The 18,325-nt window shown below is 36.6% G+C and carries 15 protein-coding genes, 1 pseudogene and 1 riboswitch; of the genes and pseudogenes, 14 read left to right on the forward strand and 2 right to left on the reverse strand.

The features are described 5' to 3' along the window. Positions 1–244 precede the first annotated feature (244 nt). The 12 genes and pseudogenes from BMY57_RS06725 to BMY57_RS06785 all read left to right on the forward strand — a co-directional run bounded on the left by BMY57_RS06725 (position 245) and on the right by BMY57_RS06785 (position 13,256). A complete protein-coding gene (locus BMY57_RS06725) occupies positions 245–1,066 on the forward strand; it encodes a sulfite exporter TauE/SafE family protein (protein WP_091773262.1) in 822 nt (273 codons plus the stop codon). A gap of 25 nt (positions 1,067–1,091) precedes the next feature. Beyond that, positions 1,092–2,471 carry a bifunctional metallophosphatase/5'-nucleotidase gene (locus BMY57_RS06730; protein ID WP_091773263.1) on the forward strand — a complete coding sequence of 460 codons (1,380 nt, stop codon included), beginning with the start codon at positions 1,092–1,094 and terminating at the stop codon, positions 2,469–2,471. A 65-nt stretch (positions 2,472–2,536) separates the two neighbouring features. Continuing rightward, positions 2,537–2,842 carry a YunC family protein gene (locus BMY57_RS06735; protein WP_091773264.1) on the forward strand — a complete coding sequence of 102 codons (306 nt, stop codon included), beginning with the start codon at positions 2,537–2,539 and terminating at the stop codon, positions 2,840–2,842. Positions 2,843–2,906: 64 nt separating this feature from the next. After that, positions 2,907–4,004 (forward strand): HD-GYP domain-containing protein, encoded by a 1,098-nt coding sequence (locus BMY57_RS06740; RefSeq protein ID WP_091773265.1) that lies wholly within the window; start codon positions 2,907–2,909, stop codon positions 4,002–4,004. A gap of 53 nt (positions 4,005–4,057) precedes the next feature. Continuing rightward, positions 4,058–4,873 (forward strand): sporulation protein YunB, encoded by an 816-nt coding sequence (yunB, locus tag BMY57_RS06745; protein ID WP_091773266.1) that lies wholly within the window; start codon positions 4,058–4,060, stop codon positions 4,871–4,873. A 57-nt stretch (positions 4,874–4,930) separates the two neighbouring features. Then, positions 4,931–5,097, forward strand: a riboswitch (Lysine riboswitch). Between the two features lie 99 nt (positions 5,098–5,196). After that, complete coding sequence (locus BMY57_RS06755; RefSeq protein WP_091773268.1) at positions 5,197–6,783, forward strand: Na+/H+ antiporter NhaC family protein; 1,587 nt, start codon at positions 5,197–5,199, stop codon at positions 6,781–6,783. Positions 6,784–7,006: 223 nt separating this feature from the next. Continuing rightward, positions 7,007–8,563 carry a sodium-dependent transporter gene (locus BMY57_RS06760; protein ID WP_091773269.1) on the forward strand — a complete coding sequence of 519 codons (1,557 nt, stop codon included), beginning with the start codon at positions 7,007–7,009 and terminating at the stop codon, positions 8,561–8,563. After that, positions 8,560–8,664 (forward strand): methionine/alanine import family NSS transporter small subunit, encoded by a 105-nt coding sequence (locus BMY57_RS06765; protein WP_091773270.1) that lies wholly within the window; start codon positions 8,560–8,562, stop codon positions 8,662–8,664. The genes BMY57_RS06760 and BMY57_RS06765 overlap by 4 nt, the downstream gene beginning before the upstream one ends. 487 nt (positions 8,665–9,151) lie before the next feature. Further along, positions 9,152–10,699 carry a malate synthase A gene (aceB, locus tag BMY57_RS06770; protein WP_091773295.1) on the forward strand — a complete coding sequence of 516 codons (1,548 nt, stop codon included), beginning with the start codon at positions 9,152–9,154 and terminating at the stop codon, positions 10,697–10,699. After that, the gene (aceA, locus tag BMY57_RS06775; protein WP_091773271.1) at positions 10,696–11,967 is read left to right on the forward strand and encodes an isocitrate lyase; all 1,272 of its coding nucleotides are present in this window, start codon (positions 10,696–10,698) and stop codon (positions 11,965–11,967) included. Before aceB ends, aceA begins: the two co-directional genes overlap by 4 nt. Positions 11,968–12,096: 129 nt before the next feature. Beyond that, entirely contained in the window at positions 12,097–12,774 is a 678-nt protein-coding gene (locus BMY57_RS06780; protein WP_091773272.1) for a hypothetical protein, read from the forward strand. A gap of 79 nt (positions 12,775–12,853) precedes the next feature. Next, a pseudogene (locus BMY57_RS06785) lies at positions 12,854–13,256 on the forward strand (GNAT family N-acetyltransferase). Between the two features lie 147 nt (positions 13,257–13,403). Here the strand turns inward: BMY57_RS06785 and BMY57_RS06790 are convergent. Then, positions 13,404–14,624, reverse strand: a complete 1,221-nt coding sequence (locus BMY57_RS06790) for a S1C family serine protease (RefSeq protein ID WP_256205262.1) — start codon at positions 14,622–14,624, stop codon at positions 13,404–13,406. Positions 14,625–14,783: 159 nt separating this feature from the next. Between BMY57_RS06790 and BMY57_RS06795 the strand changes: the two genes are divergently transcribed. Together BMY57_RS06795 and BMY57_RS06800 are read left to right on the forward strand one after the other, a co-directional pair. Beyond that, positions 14,784–15,470 (forward strand): response regulator transcription factor, encoded by a 687-nt coding sequence (locus tag BMY57_RS06795; protein WP_091773274.1) that lies wholly within the window; start codon positions 14,784–14,786, stop codon positions 15,468–15,470. Beyond that, complete coding sequence (locus BMY57_RS06800; protein ID WP_091773275.1) at positions 15,471–16,805, forward strand: sensor histidine kinase; 1,335 nt, start codon at positions 15,471–15,473, stop codon at positions 16,803–16,805. It begins immediately after the preceding gene. Between the two features lie 448 nt (positions 16,806–17,253). On the opposite strand, the gene BMY57_RS06805 is transcribed toward BMY57_RS06800, so the two are convergent. Then, positions 17,254–18,285 (reverse strand): aromatic acid exporter family protein, encoded by a 1,032-nt coding sequence (locus BMY57_RS06805; RefSeq protein ID WP_246247357.1) that lies wholly within the window; start codon positions 18,283–18,285, stop codon positions 17,254–17,256. Positions 18,286–18,325: the final 40 nt, after the last annotated feature.

Below are 18,325 nucleotides of genomic sequence, written 5' to 3' on the forward strand. Positions count from 1 at the left end.
AAATAAACTAAAAGAACTTCCAAATATAATGAGAAAACTCGCAATTAGAATGAAGACTTTTGCAAATAAAACGATGATAGACGCAAATAGAGGGGGATACTTGCAAATTAAATTAAAAAGGAACAATTAATTATTAGAAAATTTGAAAGTATATCATGATTACTGTAAATAAATTGTTTGCTACTTTATAATAGAAAATTATGCTATTGTATAAATAGAGAAAAATTCAATAAGAGGGATCCATATGTTACTAATCGTCATGATAATCATAGGTTTAGCAAGTGCTTTTGTAGGAAGTTTAGTTGGTTTAGGTGGAGGATTAATTTTTGTTCCATCACTTTTATTTTTATCCAAATTCTCGGATGCATTCAGCTGGGTTACACCACAAAACGTTGTGGCGATGTCATTATTGATCATGATTTTTACGGGGGTGTCATCAACTCTTACATATATTAAAGGTAAACGGGTAGATGTATATAGTGGACTCATATTTTTAATTGGAAGTATTCCAGGAGCATTAGTTGGTGTCTGGTTAAACGGTTATGTAGCTATAGATGCGTTCGAACTTTATTTTGGAATTTTAATGTTAATATTGGCAAGCTTATTTTTTGTGAAAGATTATTTACTCCAATATGCTAAAAACCGAAATGTTCAAGATAAAAAACTGTACATCCACCGTGAATTTGATCTATCGGGAGAAACAGTTCAATATTCCTATTCTATTATTTTTGGTGTTATCATTTCATTTTTTGTTGGATTGATTTCAGGACTATTTGGTATTGGTGGCGGTTCTTTAATGGTGACCGCTATGATCTTATTCTTTAGTTTTCCTGCGCATATAGCAGCACCGACATCTATGTTTATGATTTTTATTTCAAGTATTGTCTCATCTAGTGCTCATGTCATGGCAGGGAATGTTATATGGGAATATGCATTATTAGCTGTTCCAGGCGCATGGTTTGGGGGAGTATTAGGTGCTAAAGTGAACCAAAAATTAAACAGTCGTGTGCTAGAATGGATATTACGTCTACTAATGATTATAATTGGAATACGGTTGATTTTGTAATCGCCAACGATGAAGGAGATGGAGTATGAAGGAAACGCTACATTTTTATTTCACTAGCGATTTACATAGTCATTTTGAAAATTGGCCAAAAATCATGCATGACATAAAAGAAAAAACATATAAACACCAACTTGACGAAGAGTTCTATATGCTTTTGGATAATGGAGATCATATGGATCGCTCTCATCCAATTTCTGAAGCTTCTTTAGGGAAAGATAATATTGAACTGTTAAACCACTCTAACTTCGAAGTAGCCACATTAGGTAACAATGAAGGAATTACCTTACCATCTGAACAATTATTTCATTTGTATGATGATGCTGAGTTTGATGTGGTGTGTGCTAACATTAAGCCTATAAAGGGGCCATCTCCGAAGTGGTTAAAACCTTATCAAGTTTATGAGACACCATCAGGGATTAACATTGGTGTCATCGGATTAACAGCACCTTTCCAAGCTTTTTATGAAAAGTTAGGTTGGAAAACTTTATCACCTCTTGAGACTTTAGAACAATGGTTGCCTGAAATAAAAGCACAAACGGACGTCATGATCGTATTATCTCATTTAGGTATTAATTCCGATGAAACAATGGCGGAAAGATATGATATAGACCTTATTATGGGTGGCCACACCCATCATTTATTAAATCAAGGTCAAGAAAAGAACGGGACCTTAATAACAGCTGTTGGGAAGCATGGATATTATTATGGTGATGTTTCGCTAACATTTGATCATAACCAGCGCAAGGTCGTTCAAAAAGAAGGTTATGCGATTCCTATAGAAAATGAAGCAGAAGATCAGAAATCTAAAATTTTGCTAGAACAATTAAATGAAAAAGCAGAAGATCAACTCAGTCGAACTGTCGCACATTTAAAACAACCTTACCCCATCAACTGGTTAAATGAAACGCCTTTAATGAATGCTTTCGTCAATACATTAAGACATTGGACTAAGTCTGACTGTGCTATGTTAAATTCAGGTGTTTTATTAACAGGATTTGAGAAAGGCCCAGTGACAAGACGTGATGTCCATCAAAGTTGCCCTCATCCGATGAACCCGTGTGTGATGGTTTTAACGGGTCGTGAACTTATTGAAACCGTGCGAATGATTGAACAAGAACGGTTTATTCATTTTGAGTTAAAAGGGCTAGGGTTTAGAGGTAAGAAAATTGGAAAAATGGTCTATTCAAATCTCACAATAGACTATCATGATGAAACGAATTACGTAGAGACGGTTTTTGTAAATGGAGAAAAGGTGGACCCACACACCACATATACCGTTGCTACAGCCGATACCTTCTCATTTCCTTGGTTAGTACCTCCTATTTCATCGGTAAAAGAAAAACATTATTTCCTCCCTGAGTTTTTACGTGACGTATTAGAGGAGTGTCTATCTACCTTAAATTAAAAAAGGTATGACAGGCACTTCTTATTTTTTGCCTTCATACGGTATATGAGAAGGAGGCTGAGAAAATGGTACATGTAGAACCAATATGGATTGAGGATGTTCCATTTACATTTGTTCATGTTGAATTACCCAAAACAGATTTATTAGTGGTGTCTAATGACATTGGCTACATTATGTGTGGCGCTTTAGATGTAGATTTATTAAATGAAAAGCTATCAGATCGAAAAATTGTTGCAGGTAGAGCAGTTGGTGTCCGATCATTAGATGAATTATTGTATGCCCCATTACAAAAAGTGACCAATTATTCGAAAGAAAAATACGGTTGGGAAGAAGGCATGATTGGAAAGCAAGCACTTCTACGCTTGAGGTAAACATTGAAAAATTTGACGTAAAAGCTTATGATAGTAAAAAAGTGGTTCAACTAAGGGGAAAATTATGAAAGCCGTAACAATGAATGCACTTAGACCTGGAGATCAACTTGCGAATCCAATTATTGATGCTTATGGTCGTGTATTACTACAAAAAGATGTTATTTTCACCGAAAAATTAATCAAAAGACTTAAGGATTTTGATTTTCGATATGTTTATATAGAAGATTCGTTATCCGAGGATATTGCACCACAGAACATTATTAATGAGCGTCTTCGAGTGGAAGCTATTTCAAAAATTCGACAGACGTTTAAAGTTTTTGATGAGTATGATCATCAAAAGCATAAGCAATATATGTTAGAGCGCTCAATGAATGAGGTCCAAAGTACGGTTAACGAAATCATTGATGTGGTTAAAAGCCATGATGAGATTTTATCCATCATGTCAGATATTTTCATGTTTGACGATTACTTATACAATCACTCTGTTAATGTGACTGTTTACACCCTTGTATTAGCACGTGAACTCCATTTTTCCGATAGACAAATTGAGGAAATTGGGATAGGGGCTATGCTCCATGATATCGGTAAGATGAAAGTACCGAAAACAATCATTGATAAACCAGGCAAATTAACAGATATGGAATTTGAAGTGGTTAAAGAGCACACAACTTACGGATATGACATTTTAAAGCAGTTTAAAAATATACCACAGTCAGTGGCGTATTGTGCGTATCAACACCATGAACGATTGGATGGCAGTGGATATCCATTAGGTCTTAAAGAACCGAATATCCATGAATATGCCAAAATCATGGCCGTATCAGACGTGTTTGATGCGGTCACCTCCAATCGTGTCTATCGAAATGCTTTCTTACCACACGAAGGATTAGAGATTCTTTACTCGGGTAGTGATACTCAGTATTCTCCAAAATATATTAATCTTTTTAGGCGACATATTTCCATATATCCGAATGGGTCTTACGTCGCTTTAAGCGATGGACGAAAAGGAATCATTGTTAGGCAAACTAAAGTTCCTGATAGACCAGTGATTCGAATTTTAGAGGAACAAGATCATGAAATTCATGCAAGTCAAGTCTATGATCTGGACTTAACGAAACATTTGTCACTTGTGATAACAGATTGTAATACAACCCCGTCCTAATGTGTACATAACCAATCCCCCTCGAACATAAAATGTCTCGAGGGGGTTTTCTAATGCGCGTTACTCACCGACCTAAACCTTTCAAGAAAAGAAAGCCAAAAACTTTCGGTCAGATTATCATATATACTTTTATAAGTTTTATCGTATCCCTAGTTTTATCCATATATATTATTAATCGTGGAATTGAACCAACATTGATTCATATTGCAGAAACATTAACAGGTCAATATGCACGTGAAGCGATCAATGAAGCCGTCAGTAAACGTATTGTACGTGATTTAGATATTGATGATTTGATTCAAGTTGAAACAAATGAAGACGGTAATATCGTTTCGATGGGGTGGAACTCTGTAGTCGTAAACACAGTTCTTCGTAATGCGACGTTCCGTGTTCAAAACTATTTAAAACGATTGGAACGAGGAGAACGTCCTATTGGTGATTCATTAGATTTTGATATTGATGAAGATCAAATTATAGAGTCAGATGAAACTGTTGAAAATGAAGCGTTAGTTGAAATTCCTATTGGTCAAGCTACTGGTAATGCATTACTAGCTAATCTGGGTCCCCGTGTTCCAGTACATTTTAGTGTGATTGGGGAAGTTCAGCCAGATTTTATTACAGATGTTAAGGAATATGGCATTAATAATGCGATGATTAATATTGAAATTGAGGTAAAAGTTAATGTGCAAATCGTTATCCCGTTTTCTACTAAAACCACAGAAGTTGTAGCACGAATCCCTGTCGATACACGAGTCATTCAAGGATTAGTACCAGATTTCTATAGTAGTGGTAATAATAATCCACCAAGCATTTCCATTCCTTTTAGTGAATATCAACAACAAGAACAACAAAGAGGTTTACAAGAATAATCATTCTGTGCTATATTAACAAAGTGAAAATTAAACAACTAGATAAACCTTATCCATCGATGAGGTAGAGGCGCAACTAACATGAGTAATGTGCATGAGGATGACAACTATGACTGTACATGAAAGGGTTATTTGCCGAAGCACTTAGTTTCTGTCAGGAATCAAGTGTTGGTGTATATCTGAATAAGGTATATACTCTCGCAAAGCGGGGAGCTACTGATCGAGAAATAACCAGTCTGTGTAAAGTAATGGTAGATTTCTCTATCATTACTTTTTTTATTTGGAATAAACTTTATTAAACTAGTCAATTAGGAGGAATGAAAATGGATTTTGTCGGTACGGCTTATTCATTAATTCCACCTCTCGTGATGATTATTCTTGTTCTTCTGACGAGGAAAGTTCTATTATCACTTGGGGCTGGAATTGTTGTTGGAGCTTTAATGATTGAAAGTTTCAATCTGAAAGCTACCATTATCACTATTTGGGCATCATTTAGAGATTTATTTTATGCCGGGGGTATGAACTTATCCTTTAGTGAATTTTCAATCGGAGAATGGGATGTTTGGAGTATTCAGTTAGTTCTGTTCCTACTCTTATTAGGTATTTTAATCGCTTTCTTAACAGCAACAGGTGGTGCAAGAGCATTTGGAAACTGGGCCATTCAAAAAATTAAAACAAGAGAAGGCTCACAATACACAGCTGGTTTACTAGGTCTCGGAATTTTTATAGATGATTATTTTAACAGTCTTACAATTGGACAGGTTTCTCGCCCTATTACGGACCGCCAAAAAGTATCTAGAGCAAAGTTAGCTTACTTAATTGATTCAACTTCTGCTCCTGTAACAGTCTTATCACCTATATCTAGTTGGGGTGCTTATATTATAGGAACCATTGGGGGAATCTTAGCAACACAAGAATTAACAGATTTCACTGCTTTTAATGTGTTTGTTGGTACGGTTCCACTTAATTTCTACGCTATTGCAGCTATTATTCTTGTCTTTTTAGTTATTAAAATGAAATTAGATTTCGGTCTGATGAGAGAACATGAGGTAAGAGCACAAAAATCTGGAGAATTAATCGATCCACTACGTTCAGATGTACCAGGTGACTTACAAGATGATGTTCAAGAAAGTGAATATGGCAAGATTTATCATTTAGTGGTACCCATCTTAGTATTAATTATGGTAACCGTTGGATTTATGATTTCTACTGGTATTCAAGCTACAGAAGGTGCGGTAACTGTTGTTTCAATCTTTGCCAACACCGATGTAAACTTTTCACTCGTAGCAGGTGGTTTATCTTCAGTAATTGTGGCATTATTATTTTTCCTAATTCAGCCAGGCGAAAAGTCAAATATCTTTAGAGTCATTTGGGAAGGTATTAAAGCTATGTTACCAGCCATTTATATACTTGTACTCGCTTGGATGATTGTCGGTATTATCGATGGCATGGGAACTGGAGAATTTTTATCAGAAGTGGTTGTAAATGCTAACTTCAATATTGCGTTCCTACCATTGATTATTTTCCTTGTATCAGGAGGAATGGCTTTTGCTACTGGTACATCATGGGGAACATTCGGTATTATGTTAGGAATTGCTGGTGAGATTGCAGCTAATACAGATCCTGATTATCTAGTAGCGTCATTAGCTGCTGTACTAGCTGGTTCAGTATTTGGTGATCACTGTTCTCCAATCTCAGATACGTCTGTTCTTTCATCAACAGGTGCTGGATCGAACCATATTGACCACGTTTTAACGCAGATACCATACGCGTTATTAGCAGCTTTAGCATCTGTCTTCGGTTATCTAATGTTTGCCTTTACTCAATCTATGATTTTAGGCTTATTAGTAACAGTCGGTACTTTAGTCTTAATGGCTTATGGAATTTATAAAAAGGTCATTAATAGTTAACCTTAGAAAAATAGCGTCAAAGAAGGAATTAATTCTTTGACGCTATTTTTTATTTGATTATGCTTATTGAAATTTCAGAAAAAAACTTTGACAGTCTATAGGCCATTCGTTACAATACTTTATATACAGTTGTGGTCTTAATTATCAGAAAATATATAAAATTCATTAAAGTTAAGACCAGGGCATAAACTATTAGAAATAGAAATTGAGAGGAGAGTAAAAAATGGAAAATCGTGCTCAATGGGGGACGAGACTGGGGTTTATCCTAGCAGCTGTTGGTTCGGCGATTGGGCTAGGTAATATCTGGCGATTCCCAGCAACAGCTTATGAAAGTGGTGGGGGTGCATTCTTCATTCCATACCTCATCGCGCTATTAACGGCTGGTATTCCACTATTAATTTTGGAATTTTCATTAGGTCATAAATATCGTGGATCAGCTCCGTTAACATTTTCACGTTTAAGCAAGAAAACAGAGTGGCTCGGTTGGTGGGCCGTATTTGTATCATTCGTTATATCAACTTATTATGCAGCTATTATCGCTTGGGCGATTATGTATTCTTATTTTGCATTTGGTCAAAAGTGGGGGGCAGACACAGAGACGTTTCTATACGATTTCTTAGGTATTACAGCCGAAGGAGTTGAACCAGGAAAAGCAGGTGTATTTGTGCCCGAAGTGTTAATCCCACTATTAATTGTATGGGCAGTTGTTTTATTCGTATTATTTAAAGGTGTACGTAAAGGAATTGAAGTTGCAAACCGTATTTTCATTCCTGCCTTAGTCGTTATTTTCTTAATTATTGTCTTACGTGCGGTTACGTTAGAAGGAGCTGCAGAAGGACTAACTGCGTTCTTTAGCCCTGATTTTTCTAAAATTGCTGATCCTTCTGTATGGGTAGCAGCATACGGACAAATCTTCTTTAGTTTATCCATCGCTTTTGCGATTATGATTACTTATTCTAGCTATTTGGATAAAAAGTCAGACATTACTGGTAACGCCTTTATCGTAGGGTTTGGTAACTCAAGCTTTGAACTATTAGCGGGTATTGGTGTATTCGCAGCGTTAGGTTACTTAGCTGGACAGTTAGGTGAACCAGTTCAAGAAGTTGTAGCTGGTGGGGTTGGATTAGCATTTGTAATCTTCCCGTTAATCATTAATGAGTTCCCTGGTATGAATGGGTTATTTGGGTTCTTATTCTTCGCCTCACTAGTTTTAGCAGGTATGTCATCACTTATTTCAATCGTAGAGACATACGTCGCAGGTTTCTCTGAGAAGTTTAATATATCAAGAAGTAAAGCAGTACTATTTGGTGGAGGTTTAGCAACGCTTGTATCGTTACTGTTTGCGACACAAGGTGGTCTATTCTTCCTAGATGCAGCAGATTACTTTATTAACCAGTTCGGTGTTGCATTTATCGGTTTAGTCGAAGTAGTAGTTGTCGTATGGTTCTTACGCAAGCTTGGCGATTTACAAGATCACGCAAACAGTGTATCTTCAATCAAGCTTGGTGGCTGGTGGAAAGCCTCTCTAGGTGTCATTACGCCAATCGTCCTTGGTTACATGATGTTTGGTTTATTCAAATTAAATCTACTTAGAGAACACACTGGTGAAGGAAATGAAACTGGTAACTACGAAGGCTATTCTGATGCATTCATTCTCTATGGCGGTTGGGCCGTTGCAGCAGCAGCCTTAATTTTAGGTTTACTATTAACGCTGAAAAAGTGGAATCCAGAGCTTTTAGGTCAAGCTTCTGATTCGTCAAAGGAGGATAAAGCTGTATGACATTAGATGCGATTGTCGTTATGATTATCGGAATGGTCATTATTTGGGGAGGATTAGCAGCAAGTATTTATACAGCTGTTAAACGCTCAAAAGAAAATTAATGATGAATCAAAGTGAGCAGATATTATCTGCTCACTTTTTTTATGGAACCAAAGCTGTAATTGTCTAGTAAATAAACCATTTTTCAGAAAAAATTTAGAATTTGTCTACTAAAAATTTTGATTTGTCTAGTAAATTGAATATTTGACTAACATTTGCACAGAAAACTTATGAAATGTCTAGTTAAGAATAAATTTTTTGAAAAATTTAAATTTAACGGTTGCATTTTTTGGGAAAAAGACATAAACTGTTTTATAACAGAATTAAAATGATTAAATTGTTTTGCAACAGAAGGAGGTATATGATGAAACACATTTGCCAAGAGTGTGGGAAACCAGTTGAAGAAAGAGTTGCACTTTTAGAATGTGAACATTGTCTTTCCAAAAAGGAGGACTAATTTTTTTGCAACAGTTGTTATATAACAAAATATATAATGATTTGTGTAGTATAACAGATGGGGGTAATAGTTTGATTGAAAATGTGAAACGTATGGAGGTCAAAAAACAAATTCCACGACATGGGGAGGTATTAACAGAAGGGGCACTAGATTTTTTGTATGAATTACATGAAAAGTTTAATACAAGACGTCAACAATTAATTCAAGAACGAGATGTACAAACAAAAAAATTGCAAGAAGGAGAACAACTCAACTTCTTAGGTGAAACCGAACATATTCGATCGAGTGATTGGACGGTTTCACCTTTGCCAGAGGACTTATTGGACCGACGTGTAGAAATTACAGGACCCGTCGATCGGAAAATGATAATTAACGCACTTAATTCTGGTGCTCAAACGTTCATGGCAGATTTTGAAGATGCCTCATCACCGACCTGGGAAAACATGGTGAATGGACAAATTAATTTAATGGATGCGATTAGACGAAATATTGATTTTCAAGCAGAAAATGGTAAAACGTATGAGTTAAATGATGAAACAGCCGTTCTTATTATAAGACCAAGGGGGTGGCACTTAGATGAATATCATTTGTTAGTTGATGATGAACCTATGTCCGCCAGTTTAGTAGATTTTGGGCTCTATTTCTACCATAACACGAAAGAACTGATCCATCGGGGGACTGGACCTTACTTTTACTTGCCAAAACTTGAAAACCATTTAGAAGCGAGATTATGGAATGATGTTTTTGTTTTTGCCCAAGATTATCTCGGCATTCCACAAGGTACCATTAAGGCTACTGTGCTGATTGAGACCATTACTGCAGCATTTGAAATGGATGAAATTTTATATGAATTACGCGAACACTCTGCAGGTTTAAATTGTGGCCGTTGGGATTATATTTTTAGCTTTATTAAAAAATTTCACCATGATTCCCATTACCTTTTGCCTGATCGAGCAACGGTAACGATGGAAACCCCATTTATGAGAGCGTATTCGTTACTAGCTATACAAACCTGTCACAAACGAAATGCACCCGCTATTGGTGGAATGGCGGCACAAATTCCTGTAAAAAATGACCCAGAAGCGAATGCTGTTGCTTACGAAAAAGTTCAAAAAGATAAAGAGCGAGAAGTACGTGATGGGCACGACGGGACTTGGGTCGCTCATCCTGGTATGGTCAATCTCGTCAAAGAGGTTTTCACTAACTATATGGATGGAACGAATCAAATTAACCGTCAACGAGATGACATCCATATAACGTTTAGAGATTTATTAGAAGTGCCTAAAGGAAACATCACAGAAGAAGGGTTAAAAACAAATGTAGTTGTGGGCATTCAATATATCGCTGCTTGGTTAAATGGACGTGGTGCAGTTCCACTCAATCATCTAATGGAAGATGCGGCAACCGCTGAGATATCACGTGCCCAAGTGTGGCAATGGATTCACCATGAAAATGGTCGCTTAGAGGATGATAGAAAAGTGACGGTTTCTTTAGTTGAATCTTTCATTCCTGATGATTTAAAAAAGCAATATCCTAAAGCTTGTCACTTGTTTATGGAGTTAGTTAGTTCAGATGAATTTGAAGCGTTTTTAACCATTCCGGCTTATCAAATCTTAATTCAAGGGGGAGAAGATACATGAATTTTAATCGAGTTGAGCAATTAAGAAATGAATGGGAGACGAACGAAAGATGGAGTGATATTGAACGTCCATACTCTCCGGTAGATGTGGAACGTTTAAAAGGATCAATCGACATTGAATATACGCTAGCTAAAAGAGGAGCAGAAAAGCTTTGGAATTTACTACATGAAGAAAACTATGTTCACTCGTTAGGAGCCTTGACGGGTAATCAGGCCGTTCAACAAGTCAAGGCGGGTTTAAAAGCCATATACTTAAGTGGTTGGCAAGTAGCAGCCGATGCGAATTTATCAGGGCATATGTATCCAGATCAAAGCCTATATCCTGCCAACAGTGTCCCACATGTCGTCAAACGATTAAATCAAGCGTTACAGCGTGCCGATCAAATCCACCATGCTGAAGGTGATGATCAAGTTGATTGGTTTGCACCGATTGTAGCTGATGCTGAAGCAGGTTTTGGAGGTCAATTAAATGTGTTCGAATTAATGAAAGCCATGATCGAAGCAGGTGCAGCAGCTGTTCACTTCGAAGACCAACTTGCTTCCGAGAAAAAATGTGGTCACATGGGTGGAAAAGTGTTATTACCCACTCAAACAGCTGTAAGAAATCTGATTTCTGCTCGTTTGGCAGCTGACGTCATGGGAACCCCTACGTTAATTATTGCGCGTACGGATGCGAATGCGGCTGATTTAATTACCAGTGATATGGATCCGAACGATGAACCGTTTATTACAGGAGAACGTACAGCGGAAGGCTTTTATCGTACAAAAGCTGGCCTTGATCAAGCTATAGCAAGAGGGCTAGCTTATGCCCCTTATGCTGATTTAGTATGGTGTGAAACAGCTGAGCCAAACCTGGAAGAGGCACAGCGTTTTGCGGATGCCATTCATGAAAAATTTCCTGGAAAATTATTAGCATATAACTGTTCTCCATCATTCAATTGGAAGCGCAAACTATCCGAACGAGACATAAAAAATTTCCAAAAAGAATTAGGGCAAATAGGATACAAGTTCCAGTTTGTGACCCTAGCAGGCTTCCACGCATTAAATCACAGTATGTTCGAGTTAGCTAGAAAATACCGTGATCAAGGAATGGCCGCTTATTCTGAATTACAACAGGCTGAGTTTGCAAGCGAAGAGAATGGCTATACGGCTACAAGACACCAACGAGAGGTCGGTACAGGATATTTCGATGAAGTTGCACAGGTCATTACGGGTGGTACTTCATCAACGACAGCTTTAGCTGGTTCTACAGAAACGGAACAGTTTTAAGTAAAAGTAGGGATGCATTGAGCGTCCCTTTTTTATTTGAAGAAAAGTGAAAACAAATGGAATATTATGTTAAAATAAAGGGGGATAAGGGAGAGGTATAGACGAGTTCAAAAAATTTGGGTGGGGAAATTGATCAAAAAATATAAGCCATTATTGTACATTATATTAATTGTGATTTTATTATTAATAGTCTTTAAACAACACGAAGAAAAGAGTATGTATGAAAAACATATTTCTCTAGAACTGAATAATGATATTCAGAGCCTCACAAACGGAATTATTTCGAATTACAACATTCTCGATGAAATTATAAATTCTGGTAAAATAACCAAACAACAAGCACAACTCCTTACACAATATAGTAAAGACATTGTGTTGATGGTTAATAAATATGAGAATTTAGCAATTAGTTTTAATCGTCCTGACAATAGTCATTTTAACAATGAAACATTTAATCAAGCTCAAAAAATTTTTTCATTCTTTTTCTCGATAAAAGGCAGGGACGATTTTGCATTAGATGAAATGGATGAGACATTAATAGAACTTGACTCCAAACTGACTAAAGATATTAAAACCCTAATGACATTACACCATCATTGGTTGGAAGCTTCTGAAAATCATATTTATGGGGTCACGATTATGGACGGTTATGCGGAGTTCCAAGGAAATGAATATCTCAATTATTACGGGGATCATAGTGTGACTGATCTTTTTTGGTCTGATTTTATTGTTGAATTAAACGAAAAGACAAAGATATTCTTAGACCAGTATGAAGTTAATCATATTGAGGAACTGTTTGAATACTGATATTTAGGGGGGTGTATTGTTGGAATCAGACATCATTTTCCGAGAAGCTACCGAACAGGATTTAAATAAAATTGTTGAAATGCTTGCTAATGACGCTTTAGGTAGTAAGCGCGAACGTTATGAATTACCACTTCCTGAAAGCTATAAAGACGCATTTAAGGCCATTAGTAGTGACCCCAATAATGAGTTAGTGGTTGCCTGTGATGAAGAAAAAGTCATTGGGGTGCTACAAATAACTTTTACACCATACATCACTCACCAAGGTGGGTGGAGAGCGACTGTTGAGGGAGTAAGAACCTTATCTTCGGAACGTAGTAAAGGTATAGGCACTAAATTGATTAAATGGGCTATTCAACGAGCCAAGGAACGCAACTGTCATTTAGTTCAACTGACAACGGATAAAGAAAGACCTGATGCTTTACGTTTTTATGAACGGATAGGTTTTAAAAGCCACTCACGAGGGGCTAAAGTTTAAACTTTAGTTTTTTTATTCAACAAATAAAGTTATAAGATTGTTGAGAATGTCGGTTATTCTTATGAAAATGCGAATGAGCGGTATTCTCGTAAATATAAAATAATGAGAGGTACCAATCTTTATGTGGATGGTACCTCTCATTATTTTGTATTTATTATATTGCTTGATCAAGGGTAAGGGTAGTTGTATGTTCTTCTCCGTCACGATAATAAGTTAATTCTACCTCGTCATTTAATTCCACTTCATTATATAAATAGAGTTTTAAATCGAGAAGACTTTTAATCTCTTGATCGTTAATTTTAGTAATGACATCATATTGCTTAAGTCCTGCGTTGTCGGCTGGTGAGTCGCTCTCAACTTGTGCAATTACAATGCCTTCTTCAACACCTTCTGGGATTTGGATGTTTTGGGCGTAAGGTTGAGGCACTTCATTTATTTTAACGACACTAATTCCAACAAGCGGGCGTTGAACTTCTCCGTGTTCTTCAATTTCACTAATGATGTTTTGTGCTTGTTCAATCGGAATCGCGAATCCCATTCCTTCTACTTGATTCTGAGCTATTTTCATAGAGTTGATTCCAATGACTTCTCCATTAGAGTTAACCAATGCACCGCCGCTATTACCAGGGTTAATCGCCGCATCCGTTTGGATAACATCAGTGACCCAATCTGGTTGTCGGTCACCGTTAGTATCAACGCTAAGTGAACGGTTCTTTCCACTTATGATGCCTTTTGTGACAGAGTTCGAAAACTCTAAACCTAGTGGATTACCAATAGCAACAACTGTATCTCCAACTTTCGATTCCTCTGAACTACCTAATTTGGCAACAGTATCCACATGTTCTCCATCGATTTTTAATACAGCAAGATCTGTTAGAGGGTCTTTGCCTAAAATTTCTGCTTCCACACGCTTTTCTTGGTTTAAAGCGACTTCAACAGCTTTAGCTCCTTCAATAACATGTTGATTTGTAACGACATAGGCTTCATTGCCATCTTTTTTGTAAATAATGCCTGAGCCAGTTCCTGCATCAGACCCTTGGTCAAATATGTTTTGTGTTTGAATATTAACGACTCCTACAATCGCTTTTGATAGCTCATTTATATTGGTTGAAATTGAAGTGTCATCGTTAAATATTTGATCGGATATTTCCTCATTTTGAGAGTCAGTTGGTTCTTCGTTAGATGCACTGGTTAAGACATTACTAGATAACAAGAATATCGTGAGAACAGTCGCGATAAGCCCACCTAAAATACCAGCTGTAAGGATTTTTCCTATTCCAGTTGAATTTCGATCCTTTTGATTCATCTGATGTGTGGTAGATTCTTGATGTTGATTATCTTCATTTCTTTCTAAAGGTTGATCATCATGATACATCCTCATCACCTACCTTACTTTTATCAATTATTATTATGGTTCATTTTTGTGGCAATCATTTAAGAAAAATGTATAAAAAGTGTGTAATTTTAGATGTGTTTTCTTATTTTTTATAAAATAGTTGTAACATAGGGTATAGAATGAGTGGAGGTGAAATCGGTGAAACGAATTGCGATTGTGGAGGACGACCCCAATATTCAACAGATTGTTTCAGCTTACTTGGAAAAATCAAATTTTGAAACGACAGTTTTGGACTCGGCTGAAGAAGGATTGGAATTACACGTATCCAATCCACCTGATATGTGGATTTTAGATATTATGCTACCAGGAATGGATGGATATGATTTTTGTAAAAAAATAAGAGAAGTCAGTGATGTACCGATTATCATTATTTCTGCTAAGGATGATGATATTGATAAGATATTAGGTTTGGAGTTAGGGTCAGATGATTATTTAACAAAACCGTTTAGCCCGGGTGAATTAGTAGCTAGGGTTAAGCGATTGTTTAAACGTGTGAATCATGTTTCTCAACATCAATCTATACAAGAAAAAGATATACATATCCATGACTTGAAGGTTGATGTGATCGAAAGAAGAGTCTTCTGGCAACATGATGAGATAGATTTAACATCAAAAGAATTTGATATGATAGTATTATTAGCTAAATACCCAAACCGAGCTTTTTCAAGAGAAGAGTTATTATCTCGTGTATGGGGTGACGATTATTTTGGGAGTGATCGAGCGGTTGACGACTTGATCAAGCGTTTACGAAAAAAATTGCCAAATATACCTCTAGAAACGGTTTGGGGATATGGATACCGTTTTAAAGTTGATGAGGGATCTTAAATGAGATTAAGAACACAACTAAACTTAGCGTTTTCTACTTTATTAATGGTTATTTTAACTATTACAGGCTTTTTGACCTATTCTTTGATTATGGATATGTTAATTGATAAAGAAGAAGCTCAGTTAAAACAAAAAGGTGAAATATTAATCGATATATTAAATCGAGAGTACGATTCCATTCGTTCAGCGAATGAATTTCAAGAGTTTTTGCACTCCCAAGATGGAGAATTAATTTTATTTAACACTAATGAGAATGCAGTCCTATTCTCAACGATGTCTATTGATCATACACGAAAATTTTATAACGAAGGTTACTTTAATAATTATTCGGAAGAGATTTGGAATGGAATGAACCAAAAATATGTGACAGCTCGAATTGTTAGGCAACCTAACTCGAGTGGGGTTGAACTTATTTTATTAACCCCAATCAAAGATTTACAAGAAGTGCAAAGTAGTTTTTTTAATCGGTTGTTAATGGTGTTCTTAATTGGTGGTGTATTAGCTGTTTTATTAAGTTATTTTTTAACGAATCGCCTAGTAAAACCGTTAACCCTATTAAAACATGAGTTGAAAAAAGTGGAGAAAAGGCGTTTTGATGATTTGAATCGGGTGGAAGCAACAGGAGAAATTAAAGAAGTAGAACAAAGCCTGTTTGATATGGCGAATGAATTAGAAGGATATATGAAATCACAGCAGGCCTTTTTCCAAAATGCCAGTCATGAATTAAAAACCCCATTAATGACCATTCAAGGGTATGCAGAGGGCATTAAAGAAGGTGTATTTCAAGGTGAGGAACGGGACAAAGGTCTCGAAACAATGGTTGAGGAAATCAGTAGATTGAAAAAAATCATTAACGAAATGATCTGGCTGGCTAAACTCGAAAGTGAGGAGTTACCGTATAATCGAGAGTGGGTGGAAGTTAACCAGTTGATCGAGGATATTTATCATCGTATGATTCCGTTAGCTGAAAAGAAAAACATCAAGCTCGATATAGAGAAAAGAGAGAGCTTTCAACTATATACTGACCATGAAAAAATGTTACAAGCGATTTTAAATATAAGCGTCAATGCGATCAGACATGCTGAATCAAACGTTAGAATCACCGTAGAAAACCAAACCATCCGTATTGAAGATGATGGGAATGGGGTTCCTGAGGATTTAATTCCTTATATATTTAATCGGTTTGTAAAAGGAAAAGGCGGAGAAACAGGTTTGGGGCTGGCCATTGCAAGAACCATTATAGAACAGTTAAATGGACAAATAGCGGTGGAGAAATCTGATTTAGGTGGAGCTCAATTTATAATCACATATAAAAAGGTTTTGAAAAAAGATTAATGAATGGAATAGTCTAGACAAAAGATAAATAGGTCAATAAAATCCGAATGAAAATGGAGTTAGCGTAGTCAAAATGCGAGACTCCTGGTCGGCTAAAAGCGGCCACGTCCTGCGCCTGCGATGACACGGCGTAAATTATTTCAAAGACGTATCACAAGTAGCATTTGTGGCCAACGCCGACACTAGATCGTCCAGATCGTCACAGAACAGAACGAGCTGAGGGGCCACAGGGTCAGTTCGGCGTTGCAACAGGATGTTGCGTCATTAGCCGAACATCCTTAAGTCTTCGAACGGAAGTGAGTTTGGGGAATTTGAAGCTGTGCCTGCGGAAAGCGAAGCATTTTGACGAAGCTATAAGAAAGAAGGCGAACTTTGGATGTTTAATACAGTCTAATGTTCGCCTTCTTTTATATAAATTAATATTTTTGTCCTAGCCTCTTCTTTGATCTCAGCCGCTTTTCTGTTCCTTATAATAATTTTCTACCAATGTGAAAATGGAAACTAATTCATATAACACGATAATCTCAGCTGGGAAAGTAGTGGGATAGTCTTGTTGGTTATGACGAACTTTATCATTGTCTTCCCAGTACAATTGCATGAGGTCCTTTAATTGTTGATGATGCTTTTCTAAATCAAATGGCGTATGTAATTTCATAGCATAAGCTAATTCGTGTACAGACTCTAAAATCTTTTCTCGTTCTTTGTCGCTCAACTGAAGTTTTGTCAAAGGGGTATTTAAAATATTATCCATGTGATAAATCATTAACTTAACTCGAATGAGCTGTCTTTGGGCATGTTGAAATTCTTTTTGTTCGGCCACAGTAAGAGGATGGTATTGAGCTTCATCCTTTTGATATTGAATTAGCGATTCAATCTTATGAACTTCCTGGTCTAATTGGTCTACGACATTTTGACACTTTTGTCGTCCCGATTGGTTTAAAATATATTGACAAAATGTTATTTCTACTGCTTTTCCAGTTCTTTCGGTAATCGCTTTTAATTTTAAGTCAATCTCCTTCGTGTAATCTGGTGGTAAGACGAATAAATTGACCAAAGTGGACACAATTAATCCTATAGTCGTTGTTCCTAATCTAATGAAAAACGATAAAAAGAAATTGGCATGAATGACTTCGATCATCGCAACGGCTGTTAAGGTTGCAACTAATAAACCTGAATATAATTTAAGTCTGTAAGTTGTGATAATGGTAAAAACAGCCGCCAAGGCATATGTAATCGGGTCGTGCCCGAATAATGAAATAAATAAAACGGCATAAAAAGAACCGATCGCTGAAGCAGGAAAGCGAACGATTCCTTTTTTAATGGATTGTGATACAGTCGGCTCTATGGTCACAATGGCTGTAATAACAGCAAATACAGGTGGCCAATCCAGTAATTCACAAATCCAAGCTGTGATAAAAATTGCGACTCCCGTTTTGATGACTCGGCTCCCTACGATTTTCTTCACGGTTTTCCACTCCAAAAATAATCTCTCCTTATATTTTTTCAATAATGAAGCGGAA

The sequence above is a fragment of the Piscibacillus halophilus genome (assembly GCF_900110685.1).
Taxonomy (GTDB): Bacteria; Bacillota; Bacilli; order Bacillales; family Alkalibacillaceae; genus Piscibacillus; species Piscibacillus halophilus.

Bases quoted from the DNA above. Each gene is read 5' to 3' on its own strand.
- aceA (WP_091773271.1), top strand. From the start codon at position 10,696: ATGAATTTTAATCGAGTTGAGCAATTAAGAAATGAATGGGAGACGAAC.
- BMY57_RS06735 (WP_091773264.1), top strand. From the start codon at position 2,537: ATGGTACATGTAGAACCAATATGGATTGAGGATGTTCCATTTACATTT.
- BMY57_RS06725 (WP_091773262.1), top strand. From the start codon at position 245: ATGTTACTAATCGTCATGATAATCATAGGTTTAGCAAGTGCTTTTGTA.
- BMY57_RS06740 (WP_091773265.1), top strand. From the start codon at position 2,907: ATGAAAGCCGTAACAATGAATGCACTTAGACCTGGAGATCAACTTGCG.
- BMY57_RS06800 (WP_091773275.1), top strand. From the start codon at position 15,471: ATGAGATTAAGAACACAACTAAACTTAGCGTTTTCTACTTTATTAATG.
- BMY57_RS06730 (WP_091773263.1), top strand. From the start codon at position 1,092: ATGAAGGAAACGCTACATTTTTATTTCACTAGCGATTTACATAGTCAT.
- BMY57_RS06765 (WP_091773270.1), top strand. From the start codon at position 8,560: ATGACATTAGATGCGATTGTCGTTATGATTATCGGAATGGTCATTATT.
- aceB (WP_091773295.1), top strand. From the start codon at position 9,152: ATGGAGGTCAAAAAACAAATTCCACGACATGGGGAGGTATTAACAGAA.
- yunB (WP_091773266.1), top strand. From the start codon at position 4,058: ATGCGCGTTACTCACCGACCTAAACCTTTCAAGAAAAGAAAGCCAAAA.
- BMY57_RS06755 (WP_091773268.1), top strand. From the start codon at position 5,197: ATGGATTTTGTCGGTACGGCTTATTCATTAATTCCACCTCTCGTGATG.
- BMY57_RS06790 (WP_256205262.1), bottom strand. From the start codon at position 14,624: ATGTATCATGATGATCAACCTTTAGAAAGAAATGAAGATAATCAACAT.
- BMY57_RS06760 (WP_091773269.1), top strand. From the start codon at position 7,007: ATGGAAAATCGTGCTCAATGGGGGACGAGACTGGGGTTTATCCTAGCA.